This is a genomic window from Pseudomonas sp. CJQ_9, from assembly GCF_043106615.1.
Lineage (GTDB): Bacteria > Pseudomonadota > Gammaproteobacteria > Pseudomonadales > Pseudomonadaceae > Aquipseudomonas > Aquipseudomonas juntendi.
In genome coordinates this window covers 50,230-66,107 of the sequence record NZ_JBICMS010000091.1, presented here as the reverse complement: position 1 = coordinate 66,107, position 15,878 = coordinate 50,230, and the positions used below count along the sequence as shown (strand labels likewise).

Here is a 15,878-nt window from a genome sequence, read left to right as displayed (position 1 = left end):
AAATATTGTATACAAAAATAATCTTCGTTGTGTTCTATTTGTTCATCGGTTTTCAACTGCCCTCAGGGCTTCTCACAACAAGAAGAGGACCTTTTCATGAACGATTTGAACCTGAAAGTCGCCGTTGGGCTGGTAAACGCCGCGCTGGCGGCGGGCCGCAAGATCAACGCCGCGCCGCTGACCGTGGCGGTGCTGGATGCTGGCGGCCACCTGCTGGCGCTGCAGCGCGAAGATGGCGCCAGCCTGATCCGCCCGGAAGTGGCCACCGGCAAAGCCTGGGGTGCGATAGCCCTGGGCAAGGGCTCGCGCTTGCTGGCGCTGGATGCGCAGCAGCGGCCGGCGTTTTTTGCCGCGCTGAACGGAATGGGTGAACGGCCGGTGGTGCCGGCGCCGGGGGGCGTGCTGATTCGTGATCAGGACGGCAAGGTACTGGGTGCTGTCGGGATCAGCGGCGATACGTCGGATATCGACGAACAGTGCGCGATCAGTGCGATCGAGGAGGTGGGGTTGCTGGCGGATGCCGGAGTAGCGGCGTAAAGCTCAAGATAGCCGGGGCCGCGTTGCGGCCCTTTCGCGACACAAGGCCGCTCCTACGGGGAATCGCGTAACCCTGTAGGAGCGGCCTTGTGTCGCGAAAGGGCTGCAAAGCAGCCCCACTGGCCCTGTCAGGCCACCTCGGGCTCACAGCCCTTGAGCACCATGCGGATGATGGTCTCGGCTGCTGCGTCATAATCGCTGTCGGCCAGCTTGGCCTTGCCGGTCACCGCAGAAATCTGCCAGTCGAAATCGGCATAGGTCTGGGTGGCCGCCCAGATGCTGAACATCAGGTGGTGCGCGTCTACATGGGCGATCTGCCCGTTGTCGATCCAGCGCTGGATGCACTCGATGTTGTGCCGGGCCTGCTCGTTCAACTGCGCCACCTGGTTCGGTGACAGGTGCGGAGCGCCGTGCATGATCTCGCTGGCAAATACCTTGGAAGCATGGGGCAAGTCGCGGGAAATGCGGATTTTCGAGCGAATGTAGGCGCTCAGCACTTCTTTCGGGTCACCGTCGGCATTGAACGGCGTGGACGCCTGCATGATCGGCGCGATGATGCTTTCCAGCACCTCACGGTAGAGGTTGTCCTTGGACTTGAAATAGTAATACACGTTCGGCTTGGGCAAGCCGGCCTTGGCCGCAATATCGCTGGTCTTGGTGGCCGCGAAGCCCTTGTCGGCGAATTCCTCGCTGGCTGCGCGCAGGATCAATTCCTTGTTGCGCTCGCGAATGGTGCTCATGGTCAGGGATCTTCCTCGTGTCTGGCCACCTCTAAGAGGGATCGGGCATGGTAGCACCGGGCCCGACGGGCGCTCAAGGCAGCGGCTTTGGGCTAGAATTCTGGGCATTTACTCATTCGGATGCAGGCAAACATGGCAGGAAGCAGTCTACTGGTACTGATCGACGATATCGCCACGTTGCTGGACGATGTCTCGCTGATGACCAAAGTGGCAGCAAAAAAAACCGCAGGTGTGCTGGGTGATGACCTGGCGCTCAATGCCCAGCAGGTGACGGGTGTGCGGGCCGATCGCGAACTGCCGGTAGTGTGGGCGGTGGCCAAGGGTTCGTTGATGAACAAGGCCATTCTGGTACCGGCGGCCCTGCTGATCAGCGCCTTCATCCCTTGGGCGGTCACGCCCTTGCTGATGCTGGGCGGCGCGTATCTGTGCTTCGAGGGCTTCGAGAAGCTGGCGCACAAGTTCTTGCATAGCAAGGAAGACGACGAGGCGCAAAAGGCTGCGCGCAAACAGGCTGTGGCCGATGCCAATGTCGACCTGGTGGCGTATGAGAAAGCCAAGATCAAAGGGGCTGTGCGTACCGACTTCATCCTGTCGGCGGAAATCATCGCCATTACCCTGGGCATCGTCGCCGACTCGCCGCTGCCACAGCAGGTCATCGTGCTGTCGGGCATCGCAGTGGTAATGACCTTGGGTGTTTACGGGGTGGTGGGCGGCATCGTCAAACTGGACGACCTTGGGCTGTGGATGACCAAGCGGGGGTCGGGCGTGGCTCAGGCGGTAGGCAATGGCATATTGCGCGCGGCACCCTACATGATGAAAGGCCTGTCGGTGGTCGGCACGGCGGCGATGTTTCTGGTGGGTGGCGGGATTCTGGTGCATGGCATCGCGCCGCTGCATCACGCGGTCGAGGCGTTCAGCGAAGGCCGTGGTGGTGCATTGACCGGTGCGCTGCTCAACGGCGTGGCCGGGGTGGTGGCCGGGGCCGTGGTGCTGGCGGTGGTGACGGTTGCCGGCAAGTTATGGCGGGCGGTTCGGCCGGCCAGCTAGTGCGCATGGCCGGGGCGCTGCCCCGGTTCGCGGGCACGCCCGCTCCCACAGGTACAGTGCCTGCCTTGGGCCGAGCGCGGACCCTGTGGGAGCGGGCGTGCCCGCGAATGGGCCGCAGCGCGGCCCCGAGGACTCATGTCAGAAGTGCACCTTGACCAGGAAGCTCATGGTGTTCTGGTCGGTGGTGAAGGCATCGCTGTCCTTGATGCCGTACTTGTTCTTCCAGTAGTCATACTCCACACCCACGTACAACTGCTTTTCGCCAAAGTGCAGCGCCTTGCCCAGGTCGTACTTGATCTGCGGGTTGAAGTGCAGGTTGGCGTGGTAGGTACCACGGCGGTTCTGGTCGTTGTCGACCACCCAGTCCATGAAGCCGTCGATCAGTACGTCGGAATCCCCCACCGGGATGGTGTACGACCACACCGGCGTGATCTGCCACACATTGTCGCCGGCACGGCTGCCGTCGGTGGTGCGGTTGTAGAAGTTCAGCTGGAAGTAGTCGAAACCGGGGATGGCCAGGTCGAAGCCCGGGCCGATCAGGTACGACTCGGTATCACCCTCGCCAAACTCGTAGGTCATGGCCAGCAGCACGTCCTTGACCGGGCCGAACGCCAGCTTCTGGTCGAAGATCTTGCCAAACGACAGGCGTGGGCTGATCTCGCCATAGTAGGTGTTCGGGCCGTTGCCCTCGTCCTTCTGGCCCTGGTAGAAGATCTTGTCGACGAAGATGAAGTTGTCGCCGTACTTCCAGCCATCGGCATGTTCGAAGGTCACGGTTTGCTGGGTCGGCGGGTTGACCTTGAAGTTCTTGCCCCACAGGTAGGTCAGGCTGTTGTTCTGCCATTGCAGCAAGTCACCGCCGAAGGTGGTGCCGCAGGCCAGCAGGCCGCCAGCAAGGATCAGGCTGTTGATGGTACGCATTGCAAGTGTCGCTCCCTTGTTTGATCTGTTGTCTGCGCTCGTTGTTGGCGCTTTTTGTCTTTTGAGTCAGCTTTTTTCGATAGGCCACAGCTGTTTGGCAAGGGTTGGGCCAACTTTTCCGGGTTGGCAAAACCTTCCTGCTCGACTTCGTTCTGAACGGATGAAAAGGGTCTTTCAGGCTGGCAACACGTTCGCCAACCGCCCGTATTCATTGACTGAGCGGTCAGTAAACGCAGGCAGAATCCGTTCTGCCCTGATCGAGGGGGCGCGCAGATTACTGGCTTGCGCGCCGCGCCTCAAGTGCTCCGTCCTGGAGCGCTGTGAATCAAACTTGTGCGTTTGGTCAACTTCTTAGAAGTGTACCTTGATCAGCGCGCTCGCCACGCTCTGGTTGCTGTCCAGGTTGCCGCGGCTGTCGATGCCGTACTTGTCCTTCCAGTAGCTGTACTCGAAGCCCACATAAAGCTGCTTTGCCCCCAGGTTCAGGGCCTTGCCCAGGTCATATTTGACCTGCGGGTTGAAATGCAGGTTGGCGTGGTAGGTGCCACGGCGGGTCTGGTCGTTGTCGGTGACCCAGTCCATGTAACCATCGATCAGGATGTCGGACTTGCCCACCGGCAGGGTGTACGACCAGGCCGGGGTGATCTGCCACACATTGTCCCCGGGGCGGCTGCCCTCGGTGTTGCGCACATAGAAGTTAAGGGTGAAGTAGTTGAAGCCCGGGATGGCCAGGTCGAAGCCGGGGCCGATCAGGTAGGCCTCGTTGTCGCCTTCGCCACGTTCGTAGGTCATGGCCAGCAACACATCCTTGACCGGGCCGAATGCCAGTTTCCGGTCGAAGATCTTGCCGAATGACAGGCGCGGGCTGAACTCACCGTAGTAGGTGGTCACGCCCTTGCTGGCGTCTGCTTTGCCGTTGTAGAAAATCTTATCGACGAACATGAAGGTGTCGCCGTACTTCCATTTGTTGGCGTGCTCGAAGGTAACCGTTTGCTGGATGCTGGGGTTGACCTTGAAGTCCTTGCCGTACAGGTAGGTCAGGCTTTCGCCGTGCCATTGCAGCCATTCGCCCGCGTGGGCGGGAACGGTGGCCAGCAGGCTGCTGCCCAGCAAGAGGGACGTGGTGATGCGTTTCATGTTGTGCTTCCCGGACTTATTGTTTTTTTTGGGTTTTTTTGGCGTGCAGGTGCCCCGGGCGGCCCATTCCGGCGGGCCGACGGTATAGCGTCTACGACGGTTCGAGACCGGAGCGGCAACAGGCCGCTCCCGGTCACTCGAAGGGGTTTTGCTTCAGTGCTGGTGACAGGCGTCGTTGTGCACCGCGCGGTCGGCACCGCCCAGAATGTTGAACAGCACGTTCAACACCAGGGCGCTGACCGTGGCCATGGCGATGCCACTGTGGGTGATGGGCTCCATCCACTGCGGCATCTGCGCGAAGAACTCCGGGCGCACCACGGGGATCAAGCCGAAGCCCACGCTTACCGCAACCAGCAACTGGTTGCGGCGGTCGCCGATGTCGGCTTCCTGGAGGATCTTGATCCCGGTAGCGGTCACCATGCCGAACATGGCGATCGACGCCCCACCCAGTACCGCGGGCGGGATAGAGGCGATCAGGAAGGCCGCCTTGGGCAGCAGGCTGAGCAGAATCAGCAGTGCGCCGGCCACGATGGTGACAAAGCGGCAGCGGACCCCGGTCATCTGCACCAGGCCGATGTTCTGGGCGAACGACGAGTGGGTGAAGGTGTTGAAAAAGCCGGCGATGAACGAGGCCCCGGCATCGCACAGCAGGCCGCGGCGGAGCATGCCTGGGGTGACTTCTCGGTCGGTCACCTTGCCCAGGGCCAGGAACATGCCCGTGGACTCGACGAAGATGATCACCACCACCAGGCACATGGACAGGATCGGTGCCAGGCTGAAGGTCGGCATGCCGAAGTGCAGGGGCGTCACCACCTGCAACCACGGCGCTTCACTCAGGCCTGACAGGTCGACCATGCCGATGGCGCCGGCCAGCACGTAGCCCAGGCCCATGCCAACCAGCACCGACACGTTGACCCAGAAGCCGCGCATGAAGCGGTTGATCAGCAGGATCACGGCCAGCACCAAGCCAGCCACCAGCAGGTAGATCGGCGAGCCGAACGTACTGGCATCCTGGCCACCGCCGGCCCAGTTGACCGCTACCGGGAACAGCGACAGGCCAATCGAGGTGATCACCGTACCGGTGACCAGCGGTGGGAAGAAGCGCACGACCTTGGACATGAACGGTGCGATCAGCATGCCGAAGAACCCGGCGGCGATGGTCGCGCCGAAGATCCCCTGCAGGCCTACACCGGGCATGCCGGCCATGGCCACCATGCTGCCCACGGCTGCGAAACTGGCACCCATCATCACCGGCATGCGGATGCCCACCGGGCCGATACCGAACGACTGGATGATGGTGGCGACGCCAGCGACCAGCAGGTCGGCGTTGATCAGGAAAGCGACTTCTTCACGGGACAGCCCGGCGGCCTGGCCAATGATCAGTGGCACAGCGATGGCGCCGCCGTACATCAGCAAAACGTGTTGCAGGCCAACCAGGAACAGTTGGAACAGGGGCAAGGGTTCGCGCGGTGGCGCAACGGGTATGTACGCCTTGCGGGACTCGGACATGCAGCACCTCGAGTTTTGTTTTTATTCTCGGATCCAAGTGACAAGCTCCAAGCGGCAAGCTTCAAGAAAAAGCTTGGTATCCGCACTGGAGCCTGACACTCGATGCTTGCTTCCTACTACGTACAGCTTGAGGCTTGCAGCTTGACGCTTGTGGCTCGATCAGTTGACCTGGGCGCCCTTGGCGATCCAGTCACCGACCAGCTTGCGCTCCTCGGTGGTCATCTGGGTGATGTTGCCCAGCGGCATGATCTGGCTGGCCACTGCCTGCGCCTGAATGCGCGCGGCCTGGGCCTGGATCTGCTGCGGGGTGTCGAACATCACGCCGGCAGGTGCGGCGCTGAACAGTGGGCTGGTCGGCTTGGCCGAGTGGCACACGGTGCAGCGTTCCTGGATGACATTGTGGATCTTGTCGAAGTCGCCACCACCGGCCTGGGCCGTAGCCGGGGCCTGGGCCGGAGCTTCAGCAGGCGCTGCGGCGGCCTTGGCGGCGTCCTCGGCGCGTTGCTCGGCAGCGGTCTTGCCACCCACAGCAGTAGCCGGCAGAGGCTGATACTCGATCTTCGCGGCGGCCTGCTCAGGGCTCACTGCCATCGGTTTGGGGCCGGTGACGTAGGCCAGGCAAATCATTGCCAGGGCACCGACAGGCAAGGTCCAGGCGTACTTGTTGCTGTCGTGGCGGGTGTTGAAGTAGTGGCGGATCAGCACCGCAGCTACCGCGATACCGGCCAGGATCAGCCAGTTGTACTGGCTACCGTAGGTGCTCGGGAAGTGGTTGCTGATCATGATGAACAGCACCGGCAGGGTGAAGTAGTTGTTGTGGCGCGAGCGCAACAGGCCTTTGGCCGGCAGTACCGGGTCGGGGGTCTGGTTGTTCTCGATCGCGGCCACCAGCTGGCGCTGGGCCGGCATGATGATGCGGAACACGTTGCCGACCATGATGGTGCCGATGATCGCGCCGGTGTGCAGGTAGGCACCGCGGCCGCTGAACACCAGGCTGAAGCCCCAGCAGGCGGCGATGATCAGCACGAACAGTACGGCACCCAGCAACGCCGGCTTCTTGCCCAGCGGCGAGTCGCACAGGAAGTCGTAGATGAACCAGCCGGCCACCAGCGAGCCGATACCGATGGCCACGCCTTCGGCACCGCTGAGGGTACTGCCAGGGGCCAGCAGGTACAGCGTCGGGTTCCAGTAGAACACCACGCACAGCAAGGCGATACCGGACATCCAGGTGAAGTAGGCTTCCCATTTGAACCAGTGCAGGTTCTCGGGCATTTTCGGGGGGGCGAGCTTGTATTTCTCCAGGTGGTAGATACCACCGCCGTGAATCGCCCAGAGATCACCCGACAACCCATCGCGCGGGTTGCTTCGGTTCAGGTGGTTCTCCAGCCAAACGAAGTAGAACGATGCACCGATCCAGGCCACGCCGGTGATCATGTGAACCCAGCGAATGCTCAGGTTCAGCCATTCGTGAAGGTGTGCTTCCACAGTATGTACCTCTGCCGATCACCGAGAACGATGACCGACCTTTTCTTATTGGTGGGGATTGAGGATCAGCATCTGTTCCTCGGTGAAGTAATGCTCATCGCAGTTGTTGCCAGAACCGCTGCGATCAACCACCAGGAAGTCATCCCGCTTTTCGATCGTCAGCACCGGGTGGTGCCAGACGCCGCGATGGTAATTAACGCCCTGCCTGCCATTACTGCGGAAGGCACGGACCAAGCCTGATACAGGTGCATCGCCAATGGGCGCGACCACGATCAGAAAGGGGTTGCCGAGCAGCGGGATGAAAGCCTGGCTGCCCAGCGGGTGGCGTTCCAGCATGCGTACGGTCAGCGGCATGTCCAGCGCATCGGCGCGGAAGATGCTGATGATCGCCTTGTCTTCAGGCTCAGCGGTCTCGACCGTGGCGAGCTTGTGAAAGCGCATGGTCGAGCCGTTGTTGATCATGAAGTGGTCGCTGCCGTCGGTTTCGATCACGTCGCCGAAGGGAGCGAAGGCTTCTTTGGTCAGGGGCTCGATCATCAGGGTGCGCATGCGGGTCTCTCTTTTATGTTCGTTGTACTGAATGGGGGTCGGCTGCCGCTTACAGCTGCAGCAGGCGGAACAGGGCGATCAGGTTGATCTGCGCTAAGGCTTCCTTGAATTCGGCCTCGCTGTCGTTGTGGATGCGCTTTTCGAACGCGGCGAGGATCTGGTGCCGGTTGCTGCCTTTTACCGCCATGATGAACGGGAACTGGAACTTGGCCTTGTAGGCATCGTTCAGCTCGGTGAAACGGTCGAACTCTTCGGCGGTGCACTGGTGGATACCGGCGCCGGCCTGTTCGTTGGTGCTCGATGCGGTGAGCTCGCCCTGAATGGCGGCCTTGCCGGCCAGGTCCGGGTGAGCATTGATCAGTGCCAGCTGGTCAATGTGACTGGCGCTGAGCAGGATGTCGCTCATGCGCTGGTGCAGCGCCTCGACTTCGTCCAGTTCACCCAACTGGCCCAGGTCGTAGGCTTTTTCGGCGACCCACGGCGAGTGCTCGTAGATGTCGGCGAATACCTCGACGAAGGCGTCGCGGTCCAGGGCGGAGGGCTTGAGGGTCTTGAAGGCGGTCATCAGGCGTTCTCTTTCTTGTACGGGTGGGTGGTGTGCCAGTGGCGGGCGATGTCCACGCGACGGGCGAACCAGACCTGCTCGTGGCTCTTGGCGTAGTCGATGAAGCGCTTGAGCGCAGCCAGGCGCGCCGGGCGGCCGACCAGGCGGCAGTGCAGGCCGATGGAGAGCATCTTCGGCGCTTCGGCGCCTTCGGCATAAAGCACGTCGAACGCGTCTTTCAGGTACTGGAAGAACTGCTCGCCACAGTTGAAACCCTGCACTTGGGTGAAGCGCATGTCGTTGGTGTCCAGGGTGTAGGGGATCACCAGGTGCGGCTTGCCGGTCGGGTTGTTTGGCTCCCAGTAGGGCAGGTCGTCGTCGTAGGTGTCGCTGTCGTAGAGGAAGCCACCTTCCTCCATCACCAGGCGGCGGGTGTTCGGGCCGGTGCGGCCGGTGTACCAGCCCACTGGGCGTTCACCGGTGATTTCGGTGAGGATGCGGATGGCTTCGAGCATGTGCTCGCGCTCCTGTGCCTCATCCATGTACTGGTAGTCGATCCAGCGGTAGCCGTGGCTGCAGATCTCGTGGCCAGCTTCGGCCATGGCGCGAATCACGTCGGGGTGGCGCTGGGCGGCCATGGCCACGGCAAAGATGGTGAGTGGGACGCCGCTGTCCTTGAACAGCTTGAGCAGGCGCCATACACCGGCACGGCTGCCGTATTCATACAGCGACTCCATGCTCATGTTGCGCTGGCCTTGCAGCGGCTGGGCAGCAACCATTTCGGAGAGGAACGCTTCGGACTCCTTGTCCCCGTGCAGGATGTTGCGTTCGCCACCTTCCTCGTAATTGAGCACGAAAGACAGCGCGATGCGAGCGTTGCCCGGCCATTGCGGGTGAGGAGGGTTGTTGCCGTAACCGATCAGGTCGCGAGGATAGTCAGCGCTCACTGCAGTCTTCCTTCTTGTGCGTTGGTGCGGGGGGGTGGGCGGGCCGCGTCGGGATGTCGCACCACCGGATGAGCTGATTGTATACAACTTATGAAATCTTTTGTAAGCCTGTTTTTCCGCATTTCTGCCCTTTTGTCGCTTCACTGCCAGCAGGAAATTCAGTGCAAGAAACCTGCCTGATTGGTCAGATAATGAAGTTGGCGTCGTTATCCCGCCTGTATTCGCGACCGCTGGGTGGTCTCTGGGCAAGGTACGGTGGGGGATGACGGCTGGGTTGAAAAAATTGTGTACAATTTTGCGGTGGAATGTCTTAATAGCGTCATTCGCGCCTGCCGCAGGCCCTGTTTGGGTGCGCTGGCGAGTATTTCTTGCCCACAGATTGAACAAGAGGCGACACGCATGGGACGTTTGACCACACACGTACTGGATGCCGCGCATGGCTGCCCGGGCAGCTCGATCAAGGTCGAGCTGTACCGTGTCGAAGGCCAGCAACTGGAGCTGGTGAACACCGCCCTGACCAACAGCGATGGCCGCGTTGACGCGCCGCTGTTGCAAGGCGACGACTACCGTACTGGCGTCTACCAGCTGCAGTTCAGCGCAGGCGACTACTACCGCGCCCGCGGTGTGCAACTGCCGGCCCAGGCGTTCCTGGATGTTGTGGTGCTGCGCTTTGGCATCGACGCGCAGCAGGAGCACTACCACGTGCCGCTGTTGATCTCGCCGTACAGCTATTCGACCTACCGTGGAAGCTAGTTGGTCGCTAGAAGAATCTTCGTAGGTCCTTTGGCCCGCTCTCACACTGGCGGGCTTTTTTTCGTCCGTAGTACGCTTTTTTTCCCGGCTTTACCTGTTTCGCTTGGCGACCTTTGCAGTCATGCCGAAAAGGTCGCTGTAAGAACACCGGATGCTTGTTGCACGCAGACCTACTTGGAAATTATTGATTCTTAAGTCAAAGGGTACAGGGATCGAGCCGGCTGCGGGCGTGTTGAGCGCTACCGAAAAAGCCAATTTGATAGCGTCCCGGTGGTCGAGATGAATATTTAGCCCGCTGCGATTCAGCGTAATTCCAGAGTTGGGCGTGCCAGGCAGAACTGCGTTCATTGGTAAGTTAACTTGCAATCCGCCAGAACCAACGCTGAATTTCATTTCTTTAGCCATGCCCCAGATGTCACCTGGATGCAGATTGTATTGCACGCCCGACCAGCTGATGGTCACGTTGCTTTTGCTTGGGGGAGTAATGACATTTTCAGGGTTTACCACAGTTGTATGGGGCTGTTGGCTGGGGGCCGTGAGTGGTGGGTTTACCTGTGGCGCGCTGCCGGGTGTTCTATTTTTCTTAAGGGTGAACGCACCCAAAACCGCATTAATAAATGAATGTCCGTCGCGATCAATTCGATTGACAGGGTCTCCTTGGCAGTAGGCGTACGCATTCAATCCGCCTCTGCCAAAAGGACTTCTGTCGTCTGGGCTGTAGAACCGTCCGAGCTGAGGGCTGAAATGGCGATAGCCTTGGCCGAGCGGATAGAGACCTGATACGGGATCTTGAAAATGGCCGTTATAGCCGAGTAAATCGCCACTGAGTACACTGTAACCACAAGGGGTGTAGTTGCGTGCAGCAGGCACAATGTGCATAGGAGCTATCTCCGGCCCTACCCTCATTGATGGTGCACCATGTTTATCATTTCCCTGCGCCCCCGGCACCTGATAAAAGTGTCAGGCTGAAGCACTCGCTAAAGTAGGGGTATCTATAATGAAGAAGGGCGCGGAGGCGCCCTTTTTGAAACTATGTAGGTTAAAGGAACACGAACTTGGCAATGAAGATCGCGCACAGTACCCACAGGCTGGCGGAGATTTCCTTGTACTTGCCGGTACCCGCCTTCAATGCCACATAGCTGATGAAGCCCAGGGCGATGCCATCGGCAACCGAGAAGGTCAACGGCATCATGATCACCGTGACAATTGCCGGAATGCTGTCGGTAGCCTCGTCCCAATGGATGTGCGCCATGCTGCCCATCATCAGCATGGCCACGTAGATCAGCGCGCCTGCAGTTGCGTAAGCTGGGATCATCCCGGCCAGTGGGGCAAAGAACATCGCCGCCACAAACAGCAAACCGACCACCACCGCCGTCAGGCCGGTGCGGCCACCTGCCGCAACCCCGGCAGCACTTTCCACATAGCTGGTCACCGGCGGTACACCCACCACGGCACCGAACACACTCGATGCACTGTCGGCCTTCAACGCCCGCGACAGGTTCTCGATACGCCCGTCCGGTGCTACCAGATTCGCCCGCTGGGCCACACCCATCAGCGTGCCGGCCGTATCGAACATGTGCACGAACAGGAACGCCAGCACCACGCTGATCATGCTGACGTTGAACACGCCCGCCACGTCCATCGCCATCCAGGTCGGTGCCAGGCTCGGTGGCATCGACATCACCCCGCCAAATTTCACCAGGCCCAGGCCCCAGCCGGCCAGGGTGACGCCGATGATGCTGATCAGGATCGCGCCGAACACGCGCTTGTAGCTGAGGATGGCGATCAGCAGGAAGCACACCGCCGCCAGCAGTGGCCCTGGCTCATGCAGCGAGCCCAGCTTGATCAGGGTGGCGGGGCTGTCGACGATGATGCCGGCGGTCTTCAGGCCGATCAGCCCGAGAAACAATCCGACGCCGGCCCCCATGGCATGGCGCAGGCTGACCGGGATGCTGTTGAGCAACCATTCGCGCACTTTCGACAAGGTCAGGAACATGAACAGCACGCCCGAGACGAAAACGGCCCCCAGCGCGGTTTCCCAGTTGTAGCCCATGGTGCCGACCACGGTGTAGGTGAAGAAGGCGTTAAGCCCCATGCCCGGCGCCAGGCCCACCGGCCAGTTGGCGTACAGGCCCATCAGCAGGCAACCCAGCGCCGCGGCAATGCAGGTGGCGACGAAGGCGGCGCCATGGTCGATGCCGGCGTCGGCCATGATGTTGGGGTTGACGAAGATGATGTAGGCCATGGTGATGAAGGTGGTCACCCCGGCGATCATTTCGGTTTTGACGGTGCTGCCGTGTTGCTTGAGTTTGAAAATCCGCTCCAGCCAACTCGTTTCGAGCGGTGGGGCAAGATCCAGCGTAGGGGCTTCGGATTTGCGGCTTTCCACAGCGTGTACTCCTCAAGTCTTTCTTGTTGTTGTGGGGGCCAGTTCCTGCGCCATGCACTTGGTGACCCCGCGAGGTGAGGCAGACGTCCGACCGTTTTGTTGACTTACGGGTCAAGAAGTTGCTCGATGGATTATGCTTTTGTGTACAAAGAATGCAAATAATGTTTTATGTTTTGTGTGCGCAATGCGTCGTACAACGGCTATATAGCTAAAACGCCCCCTGCGGAATCGCCTCAGCCTGTGTACAATGGCGCCATACTTTCTCTTCGTGCCTCGAGAGCCCATGAACGAACAGCTGCAACCTCTGAAGAAACCTGCACGGGTCGGCAAGGCCGGCCGCAGCGGTACCCAGGACGACATCGTCTACGCGCATATTTTCGAGGCGATTCTTGAACAGCGGCTGGCCCCGGGCACCAAGTTGAGCGAGGAAGCGCTGGGCGAAATCTTCGGCGTCAGCCGCACCATCATCCGCCGCGCCCTGTCGCGGCTGGCTCACGAGAGCGTGGTGTTGCTGCGGCCCAACCGCGGTGCCGTGGTGGCCAGCCCGACCGTTGAAGAGGCGCGCCAGGTATTCTTCTCGCGGCGCATGGTCGAACGGGCCATTACCGAACTGGCCGTGCAGCATGCCACCGCCGAGCAGCTGAACGAGCTGCGGCAGATGGTGCGTGAAGAGCGTGACAGCTTCTCGCGCGGCGACCGTGGTGCCGGTATCCGCCTGTCCGGCGAGTTCCATCTCAAGTTGGCCGAGGCAGCGGGCAATGCGCCGCTGGTCAGCTTCCAGCGCAGCCTGGTGTCGCAGACCTCGCTGATCATTGCCCAGTACGAAAGCGGCACGCGTTCGCACTGCTCGTATGACGAACACATGCAGCTGATCGACGCCATCGAGGCGCGCGATGCCCAGCAGGCGGTGAGCCTGATGATGCACCACATGGACCACATCGACAGCAAGCTGAACCTGGACGAGGAAAGCGCCTCGGACGACCTGCATGCGGTGTTCTCGCATTTGCTGAAAAAGCCCAAGGTTTCCGTCAAGGGCTGATCGTTTGCCTGGTTAGCCTCAGGGGTGTGCATTTGCGCTCACCCCTGGACCTGCTTTGCAGCCCATCGCGACACAAGGCCGCTCCTACCAGGGCTGCGGTGGCTAGCGCTGGTGCACGCAACGCCCGGCAGCGTAGGTTTCACGCACGGTGCGGTCGTCACCCAGGGTGGTCAGCACGAACAGGGTCTCTTCAATGCTGTTGGACTGCTGAATGCGGTAGTCCAGCAGTGGCGTGGCCTTGTAGTCCAGCACCACGAAGTCGGCATCGTTGCCGGGGCGCAGGCTGCCGATGCGGTCGTCCAGGCGCAGCGCACGGGCGCCGCCGAGGGTGGCCAGGTACAGTGACTTGAACGGGTGCAGGCGCGCGCCTTGCAGCTGCATCACCTTGTACGCCTCGTTCAGGGTGTTGAGCAGCGAGAAGCTGGTCCCGGCGCCGACGTCGGTGCCCAGGCCCACATTGACCTTGAAGCGTTCGGCCTGCGGCAGGTTGAACAGGCCGCTGCCGAGGAACAGGTTGGAGGTGGGGCAGAAGGCCACGGCCGAGCCGGTTTCGGCCAAGCGCTGGCATTCGTCGTCGCACAGGTGCACGCCGTGGGCGAATACCGAGCGCTCGCCCAGCAGCTCGAAGTGGTCATAGACATCCAGGTAACCCTTCTGCTCAGGGAACAGCGACTTGACCCAGTCGATTTCCTTGAGGTTTTCCGACAGGTGCGTGTGCATGTACACGCCCGGGTGCTCCTTGAGCAACTGCCCGGCCAGGGTCAACTGTTCAGGCGTGCTGGTCGGTGCGAACCGCGGGGTGACGGCGTAGTGCAGGCGGCCTTTGCCGTGCCAGCGTTCGATCAGCGCCTTGCTTTCGGTATACCCGGACTCGGCAGTGTCGGTCAGGTAGTCCGGGGCGTTGCGGTCCATCATCACCTTGCCGGCGATCAGCCGCAGGTCCAGGCGCTCGGCCTCTTCGAACAGGGCATTCACCGATTCCGGGTGAACGCTGCCGAATACCAATGCGGTGGTGGTGCCGTTGCGCAGCAGTTCCTTGAGGAAGATCTTCGCCACCTGGTCGGCGTGGGCCTTGTCGGCAAACTGCCGTTCGCACGGGAAGGTGTAGGTGTTCAGCCAGTCCAGCAACTGCTCGCCGTAGGAACCGATCATGCCGGTTTGCGGGAAGTGGATGTGGGTATCGATGAAACCCGGGGTGATCAGTGCGTCCTGGTAGTGCTCGACCGGAAAATCGGCGGCCAGGGTCGGCAGCAGCTCGCTGGCGTGGCCAACGGCGCTGATGCGGCCATCGTCGACGACCAGCAGGCCGTCTTCATAGTATTCATGGGATGCCTCCAGGCCCACCTCGGCCGGGTCAGCGATGCTGTGCAGGATGGCGGCACGGTAGGCTTTGCGGGTAACGGTCATAACTCACTCGTCAAAGGGCTTGGCTGCGCCGGGAGGGCGGCAGCAACTGGGCAATGGGGCCGGCATTGGCGGCAGCGTCGTGCTGGCCAAAGCAGGCGTTGTAGGTGGCGATGATTTCACCGGCGATGGACACCGCGATCTCAATGGGCAGCTTGCCCTTGACCTCGGCCAGGCCCATCGGGCAGCGCATGCGCGCCATCAGCGCGTCGTCGTAGCCCCGTTCGCGCAGGCGGTGCTCGAACTTGACCCGTTTGGTCTTCGAGCCAATCAGGCCGAACCAGGTGAAGTCGTTGCGCTTGAGAATGGCGGCGGTCAGTTCCAGGTCGAGCTGATGGTTGTGGGTCATGACGATGCAATAGCAACCGGGCGGCAGCTGTGCCACTTCGTCTACCGGCTCTTCACTGACCACCTTGGTCACCCCGTTGGGGACGAATTCGGGGAATTCCTGTTCACGCGAGTCGACCCAGCGCACCCGGCAGGGCAGGGCAGCGAGCAAGGGTACCAGAGCGCGGCCGACATGGCCCGCGCCGAACACGGCGATGTGCGCCTGCACTGCAGCCATGGGTTCGAACAGCAGAACGGTGACGCCGCCGCAGCACTGGCCCAGGCTGGCGCCGAGGCTGAAGCGTTCCAGGTGCGGCGTGGTGCGTTGTGCCTCAAGCATCTGCCGGGCGATGTGCAGCGCCTTGTATTCTAGGTGGCCACCCCCGATCGTGTCGAACAGGCCGCTGGCGCTGACCACCATCTTCGAGCCGGCATTGCGCGGGGTCGAGCCGCGTTCCTCGATGATGGTCACCAGTACGCAGGCTTCGCCACGGGCCTGGTGGTCGGCGAGGGCGTTGATCCATTGGTGCATGATGCAACCTCTCTAAAG

Annotated in this window: 15 protein-coding genes and 1 pseudogene; 4 read left to right on the top strand and 12 right to left on the bottom strand. The window is 61.1% G+C overall.

What is annotated here, in order from left to right; all coding sequences use genetic code 11:
• The first annotated feature begins 96 nt into the window (after positions 1-96).
• A complete protein-coding gene (locus ACF8SD_RS18715) occupies positions 97-537 on the top strand; it encodes a heme-binding protein (protein WP_173888131.1) in 441 nt (146 codons plus the stop codon).
• A 128-nt stretch (positions 538-665) separates the two neighbouring features.
• Here the strand turns inward: ACF8SD_RS18715 and ACF8SD_RS18710 are convergent, their stop codons facing one another.
• Positions 666-1,277: a TetR/AcrR family transcriptional regulator gene (locus ACF8SD_RS18710; protein ID WP_054911348.1), complete on the bottom strand. Its 612-nt coding sequence runs from the start codon at positions 1,275-1,277 to the stop codon at positions 666-668.
• A gap of 132 nt (positions 1,278-1,409) precedes the next feature.
• Between ACF8SD_RS18710 and ACF8SD_RS18705 the strand changes: the two genes are divergently transcribed.
• Positions 1,410-2,324, top strand: coding sequence for a DUF808 domain-containing protein (locus ACF8SD_RS18705; RefSeq protein WP_173888133.1), 915 nt, complete (start codon positions 1,410-1,412; stop codon positions 2,322-2,324).
• 138 nt (positions 2,325-2,462) lie between these two features.
• On the opposite strand, the gene ACF8SD_RS18700 is transcribed toward ACF8SD_RS18705, so the two are convergent.
• The 7 genes from ACF8SD_RS18700 to puuE all read right to left on the bottom strand — a co-directional run bounded on the left by ACF8SD_RS18700 (position 2,463) and on the right by puuE (position 9,416).
• Complete coding sequence (locus tag ACF8SD_RS18700; RefSeq protein WP_173888135.1) at positions 2,463-3,245, bottom strand: outer membrane protein OmpK; 783 nt, start codon at positions 3,243-3,245, stop codon at positions 2,463-2,465.
• A 351-nt stretch (positions 3,246-3,596) separates the two neighbouring features.
• Positions 3,597-4,382 carry an outer membrane protein OmpK gene (locus ACF8SD_RS18695; protein WP_009683937.1) on the bottom strand — a complete coding sequence of 262 codons (786 nt, stop codon included), beginning with the start codon at positions 4,380-4,382 and terminating at the stop codon, positions 3,597-3,599.
• A 153-nt stretch (positions 4,383-4,535) separates the two neighbouring features.
• Entirely contained in the window at positions 4,536-5,891 is a 1,356-nt protein-coding gene (locus ACF8SD_RS18690; RefSeq protein ID WP_054911346.1) for a nucleobase:cation symporter-2 family protein, read from the bottom strand.
• A gap of 159 nt (positions 5,892-6,050) precedes the next feature.
• The gene (locus ACF8SD_RS18685) at positions 6,051-7,376 is read right to left on the bottom strand and encodes a urate hydroxylase PuuD (protein ID WP_173888137.1); all 1,326 of its coding nucleotides are present in this window, start codon (positions 7,374-7,376) and stop codon (positions 6,051-6,053) included.
• 45 nt (positions 7,377-7,421) lie between these two features.
• Complete coding sequence (locus ACF8SD_RS18680; protein WP_009683933.1) at positions 7,422-7,925, bottom strand: ureidoglycolate lyase; 504 nt, start codon at positions 7,923-7,925, stop codon at positions 7,422-7,424.
• A 49-nt stretch (positions 7,926-7,974) separates the two neighbouring features.
• A complete protein-coding gene (uraD, locus tag ACF8SD_RS18675) occupies positions 7,975-8,490 on the bottom strand; it encodes a 2-oxo-4-hydroxy-4-carboxy-5-ureidoimidazoline decarboxylase (RefSeq protein ID WP_392484943.1) in 516 nt (171 codons plus the stop codon).
• A complete protein-coding gene (gene puuE / locus ACF8SD_RS18670) occupies positions 8,490-9,416 on the bottom strand; it encodes an allantoinase PuuE (protein WP_009683931.1) in 927 nt (308 codons plus the stop codon). Before puuE ends, uraD begins: the two co-directional genes overlap by 1 nt.
• A gap of 399 nt (positions 9,417-9,815) precedes the next feature.
• Between puuE and uraH the strand changes: the two genes are divergently transcribed.
• Positions 9,816-10,169: a hydroxyisourate hydrolase gene (uraH, locus tag ACF8SD_RS18665; RefSeq protein WP_392484942.1), complete on the top strand. Its 354-nt coding sequence runs from the start codon at positions 9,816-9,818 to the stop codon at positions 10,167-10,169.
• 612 nt (positions 10,170-10,781) lie between these two features.
• Here uraH and ACF8SD_RS18660 read toward each other — a convergent pair.
• Positions 10,782-11,021, bottom strand: a pseudogene (locus ACF8SD_RS18660) (RHS repeat-associated core domain-containing protein); the annotation flags it as partial.
• Positions 11,022-11,208: 187 nt separating this feature from the next.
• On the bottom strand, positions 11,209-12,558 hold the full coding sequence (locus ACF8SD_RS18655) for an NCS2 family permease (protein ID WP_056801455.1): 1,350 nt from the start codon (positions 12,556-12,558) through the stop codon (positions 11,209-11,211).
• Between the two features lie 283 nt (positions 12,559-12,841).
• On the opposite strand from ACF8SD_RS18655, the gene ACF8SD_RS18650 reads away from it, so the two are divergent.
• A complete protein-coding gene (locus ACF8SD_RS18650; protein ID WP_054890194.1) occupies positions 12,842-13,597 on the top strand; it encodes a GntR family transcriptional regulator in 756 nt (251 codons plus the stop codon).
• Between the two features lie 102 nt (positions 13,598-13,699).
• On the opposite strand, the gene guaD is transcribed toward ACF8SD_RS18650, so the two are convergent.
• The gene (gene guaD, locus ACF8SD_RS18645) at positions 13,700-15,004 is read right to left on the bottom strand and encodes a guanine deaminase (protein ID WP_392484941.1); all 1,305 of its coding nucleotides are present in this window, start codon (positions 15,002-15,004) and stop codon (positions 13,700-13,702) included.
• 10 nt (positions 15,005-15,014) lie between these two features.
• Complete coding sequence (gene xdhC, locus ACF8SD_RS18640) at positions 15,015-15,860, bottom strand: xanthine dehydrogenase accessory protein XdhC (RefSeq protein WP_392484940.1); 846 nt, start codon at positions 15,858-15,860, stop codon at positions 15,015-15,017.
• Between the last annotated feature and the right edge of the window lie 18 nt (positions 15,861-15,878).